The organism is Aquiflexum sp., from assembly GCF_977115555.1.
In genome coordinates this window covers 1-5,201 of the sequence record NZ_CDSBKL010000301.1, presented here as the reverse complement: position 1 = coordinate 5,201, position 5,201 = coordinate 1, and the positions used below count along the sequence as shown (strand labels likewise).

Below are 5,201 nucleotides of genomic sequence, written 5' to 3'. Positions count from 1 at the left end.
TTTTTTGGATTTTTTACCCAATAAAAATACATATTTTAAGTTCTGAACAAAATGATTTTTGGTCAATTTAAAGGATTCTTCCTTTGTATGGAATATTTCCCTGATTCATGATTTTCTGGGGCAATTTGTAAATAAGGAGTCAATTCATTCTGTCAATAATTTGTATATTTGCACAAATGGCTCGGGTCGCCGACATGTTCCGACTTCACAATTATAAAACAATCCCGAGTGAAGCCCTTTCCAAAAACAGGCCTCATCCTTTTTAAAATAAAGGACCTCGTATCTCCGGATGCAGGATAACAGTGGAAGTTTGCGGATCTCGAGGCAGCTCAAATCCTGTCAGTAAAGAGGTTTGGTAACACTCTAAGGCCTGAGCCCTTTTATTTTTTCAATTACTTTTTTCTGGTTCTCTTTTGCTATTCCCAAGGCAAATATTCCAAGGATATACATCAAAGTAATGCTTGTAGACCTGATGATTAGATCCAGGATTCCTGATTCGTTCCCCCCAAAAAGGTAATCTTGAGCAAAGTATATGGCCACGCCCAAAAGGATTATTTTCAAGACATCCCATGAAAAGGGCTCAAAGGAAAGCTGAACTTTTATATAGACATATTTGATGAAATTATACAGGAACATTGACAAGAAGGAAGCAAATGCCGCTCCCTCAATTCCATATGATGGAATGAGTAATAAATTGAGCACCACCACTGCGATACTCATGATTACTGTCGCAGTAATGTTGAAAATGTAGTATTTGGAGAATACGATGATCTCCCCATTTATTGAAAAAACAACATCACACATTTTGCCAAACCCGATCCAAAGGACAACCCATTTTCCTGTCTCATAGATGGTGTTGTTGGGTACAAAATGATAAAGGTTATTGACATTGGACCAAATCCCAAGAAAAAGTAAAATACAAATCAGCGTCTGATTTACGGCTATGTCTTTATATAGTTTGTTGATTTTCGAAAATTCCTGTTTGGAAAAATATTCAGCAACTACAGGCATACTGACCTGAGATATCGCCCGGCGTGGCATTTCCATGACAATGGCAATAGAAAATGCAATGTTATAGATGGCGTTGGCTTCCAATCCTATCATGGAACTCACCATCAGACTGTCTATTTTCATAATCAAAATAGCCCCTGCCGTTCCCAACAAGGTGATGAAGCTGTAATTCAGAAACTCTGTTTTGAATCCTTTCCTTTTAAAATCGAAATCCAAATCTATCCTGAAGATCCCGATGCGGAACATGTACACGATCAAACTGCCAAGCACTATCAAATAATTGAGAGATAATCCCCAAACCATTTGGTCAAAATCTATCCATCCTATCAAATAAACGGAAACAAGAACGGTAGAAAGCAGTCTTAACAAAACTTCCCTTAGCAAGGTCGGGATTGCAATTTTCATGTAAGACCTGCTGAAGGCATCCAAAACAGTGTTGACCACTGCAAAAAGGGTGATCAGGAGTACCACTGCAAGGAAATCAATGACTTGAGGAGAATTAATGGCAAAGGCCGAAATCACCTGGTTTTTGAATATAAAAAACAATAGGGAAATGGTGATAAAACCTAGTAGCGTTATCAACACACTATATGTAAGAAAGGAGGCCTGCTTTGTTTTGAGTTGGGGAAAAAACCTTGTAATGGCATTGCCCAGTCCTAATTGGGCAAAAGGTACCAAAAGCATGGCCATATCCTGCACCGTTCTGAAAATACCGATCTGCTCAGGGGCCAAGGTGTATGGAAAAAGCCAAAGCACATTGAAATACCCTATGGCTACTCCCAAATAATGGGAGAGGGTAGTGAGGAGACTTTGTCGGGCAAATTTTTCCAATTGAAGAATCAGTTAAATAATTCCAATAACTCTTTTTTCCTTTTCGAATAGGGGAACTCCTTAAGTATTCTCGATCTTGATTTTATCCGAGATTTATCAAAATCTTTCCCCAATGCTTCCATTATTATCCTAATCAATATATCGGATTTTTTCCTTTCTAAAATAAACCCCGAATCGTCAATGATCAAAGGGATGTCTCCAACTGCTGACCCAATTGGTACACAGCCGCAAAGCATGGCTTCGGCCAAGGCATTGGGAAAACCTTCTGAGGTTGATAATTGCAAGTAGAACTGATGGTTGTTGTACAATTTCCTCAATCCAATTTTGTCCTGTTCTCCGGTGACTACAATGTTTTTGGCCTCAGTTTTATATTCTGTATCCCCAACCAAAGTAAATGTAGCCTCAGGAAATCTATCTGCAATGATCTCTATCAAATCGATTCCTTTAATCCTTGCCCTAACCGGATTTGAGATTCCTTTCGCTACTGTGATGAAAGTCATTGCTGTTCTTGCTTTACCAAAGTCGATCCAAAAATCTGTATCAAAACCGTTGTGAATGGTTTGAATTGGCGTTTTCAAATCAGGAATGAGATTTTTCAAACCCTGTTTGGCAGAAATCAACGGATCGTACTTATACTCAGATTGGATAAGTGAGTCACCGACAGGAAGGATTTTTGTGCAGTTTTTAAAACTGTAAACAGTTGCCATTTTTAGCCATTTCTTTCTAAAATTCCCATAATTGATCTCGGGCATATTGATAGCATCAGTACCTCCACATTGGATAAAAACCTTTTTCTTGAAAATTTTCCCGAAAAAGGTCGGCAAAACGGAATGATAACCTCCAAAAAAACACAGATAGTGAGAAGTCTTTGGTAATAAAATCAACAACTGAAAAAACTGGAGGATAAAATAAAAGGGAAGCGCAAAAGGATTTTGGGTGAATTCAAGTGTTTTGATGGAAAACTTGGCCTGGATCATTTCAACATCTCTATCTGTAAATGCAGTCTGTACAGGATAGGTGTAGATAATCATAGATAGTCTTGAGTGAAATCTGAATTGTTGAGAATTGGCTACAGAAAGATACTGTTTTTGATCTTAAGAAAAGTTCTTTCTATAAAAACAGGCCATTTTCCCCTCAGTGTACTTTTGGTAATCGTGTTGTTTCTTCTGAAAACAAAATATTGATAATCCTTTTCTTCGAAAAACACAGGATATGTTTCCATTTTGTCAAGGTAGTAGCCATTGGTTTTTAAAACACCTACCAAAGTTGCTGTGTCAAGTGGCTGATCGATGATCTGAAGTTTTTGAGGCTCGTTGCTGATGTTGTATTGCAAAAATCTTGGAGCAGGTATGTGGATGAATACCACTGAATTTTCATGGGAATGGGCATCAATTCTTGCAAACAGATTGGGATGCTGCTCAACAGGAATGTGTTCAAGTACGTCAGGGAAAACAAAATAATCGAAAGTCTGACCTGATTTTGTAAAATCACTCATGTCAGACACTTCGAAATCAAGATTTGAATATTGCTTCCAAAGGATTTTCGCTTTTTCCACGCTTTTTTCACTGATGTCAACCGCGAGAACTTTTCCCTTTGGAGTTTTCTTTGCTATCAATTGACTGACTGTTCCGATTCCGCAACCAACTTCCAATACTTTGTGGGTGGATTTTAAACCTGATCGCACGAGTTTATCAATGATGGATATGTGACGGGAATTGATGCCGGTCTTTTCCTGTTTGACTACATATTCATCATAAAATTCCTTTACTTCTTCCTTTTTGCTCATGGTTTAAGAAAAGGTTTAACTGATAAAAACATTCCCGCGATCAAAGTCAAAAGGATAATGTATTGAAATATAACCGTCACATTCTTGGTCTTGTAATAGCTGTCGGGTTCAAATTTCATTTCGACCTCAGATTTTCCTTGGGGAACGCTGATTCCTCTCAGCAAATAATTTGCCCGAATGATGTCGGTTTCTTGTCCATTGACCATTGCTTTCCATCCTTTTGGGTAAAAAATCTCGGAAAAAACAACCAAACCGCCTTCGACTGCATCGACGGAATATTTCAATTCATTTGGTTTTTGCGAAGTTAAAATTACTGTACCTGAACCTGAATTTACTTTGCCAAATTCGGAGGTATTTACCGTTGCTTCAGCTTTGGTGTCCATTTGGGAAATGGCTTTGATTTCTTCTTCATTGTCAGTGACATTTTTGATTGTTGCAGGAAACCAAGCAGGGCCATTTGCCTCAGGATTGGTAAATGCAGCATTTTCAGCTTGACCTGCCACGACATATTTGGTATTGAGCATGTTCAAAGCTTTCAAACCCTGCCAATCAAAGTTACCTTCTTGTGCTTTTTGGATGAAAGTTTGTATTTCAGTTCCCAAAACATTTTCAGTCAATTCCTGATAACGCTTCATTTTTGCCCCATGATAGCCGCCGATGCTGTTAAAGAAATAGCTTGTCCTGGCGTCATTGAAAGGGTTTTCGAGGCTGATCACCCTAAAGTAACCTGGATCCTGGAGGATTTTATTGTCAGCAGGTGTTTTTGCAAAGAACTGTGCAGAAGGACTTTCCTGGAAAGATTCCTCATTCAGGTATCTTTTATTGATAGTCCAGAGGTCAATCACAATCAAAAGAGCAATACTTAATCCGGCGATTTGCGTGGAAATTTTGTTTTTCAAACTTGCCCAAATCAAACCTGCAGCAAGGATAATAAACAGGAAGCTTTTGAATGCACTGCTTTGCAACATGGATTTTCTGTCTTGTTGGATTGCATCCACGAGCCAATCAGGTAGGTTTGCATCTACGGGAGCTCTGAAGCCAAACATTCCGGCAAAAACTATCAATACCAAAGCCAATCCCGCAGTACTTCCTAAAGCAACAGAAAGATTTTTGACCAAGGATTTGTTGTCCTGACTTCTGAATAGGTATTCCAATCCCAAGCTTCCCAATACCGGAATTGCAAAAAGTGTCATGGAAAGGGCCATCGTTACGGCTCTAAACTTGTTGTATCCTGGAAGAAAATCAAAAATCAGATCATTGAACCATGCTAGATTTTTTCCAAATGCAAGCAGAAGAGAGATTACCGTAATAGTGAGGAAAACATATTTATAAGTCTTAGGGGCATAGATTAAGCCTAAAACGAACAAAAACATCATGATAGCAGCACCATAAATCGGACCGCCAGTTCCGGGTTGATCACCCCAATAAGTGGGAGCTTTTTGGATAAATCCATTGGCTTGGGCACTTTCTACGCCATTGCTCCGTAATGCTTGTTCTGAGTTTGAATCTTTGGGAAGGGCTTCTCCACTTCCTCCTCCGTAGATAAATGGAACCAAGAGAGTCAAGGATTCCA

The 5,201-nt window shown here is 38.9% G+C and carries 4 protein-coding genes; all 4 read right to left on the bottom strand.

Going from position 1 to position 5,201, the window contains the following annotated elements:
* Positions 1 to 363: 363 nt before the first annotated feature.
* On the bottom strand, positions 364 to 1,842 hold the full coding sequence (locus ACZFYI_RS15350) for a lipopolysaccharide biosynthesis protein (RefSeq protein ID WP_462525008.1): 1,479 nt from the start codon (positions 1,840 to 1,842) through the stop codon (positions 364 to 366).
* An 8-nt stretch (positions 1,843 to 1,850) separates the two neighbouring features.
* The gene (locus ACZFYI_RS15345) at positions 1,851 to 2,873 is read right to left on the bottom strand and encodes a glycosyltransferase family 4 protein (RefSeq protein WP_462525007.1); all 1,023 of its coding nucleotides are present in this window, start codon (positions 2,871 to 2,873) and stop codon (positions 1,851 to 1,853) included.
* Between the two features lie 38 nt (positions 2,874 to 2,911).
* Positions 2,912 to 3,628, bottom strand: coding sequence for a class I SAM-dependent methyltransferase (locus tag ACZFYI_RS15340; protein ID WP_462525006.1), 717 nt, complete (start codon positions 3,626 to 3,628; stop codon positions 2,912 to 2,914).
* Positions 3,625 to 5,201, bottom strand: a 1,577-nt coding sequence (locus ACZFYI_RS15335) for a YfhO family protein (protein ID WP_462525005.1), incomplete at its 5' end; no start/stop codon positions are given. The genes ACZFYI_RS15340 and ACZFYI_RS15335, both read right to left, overlap by 4 nt.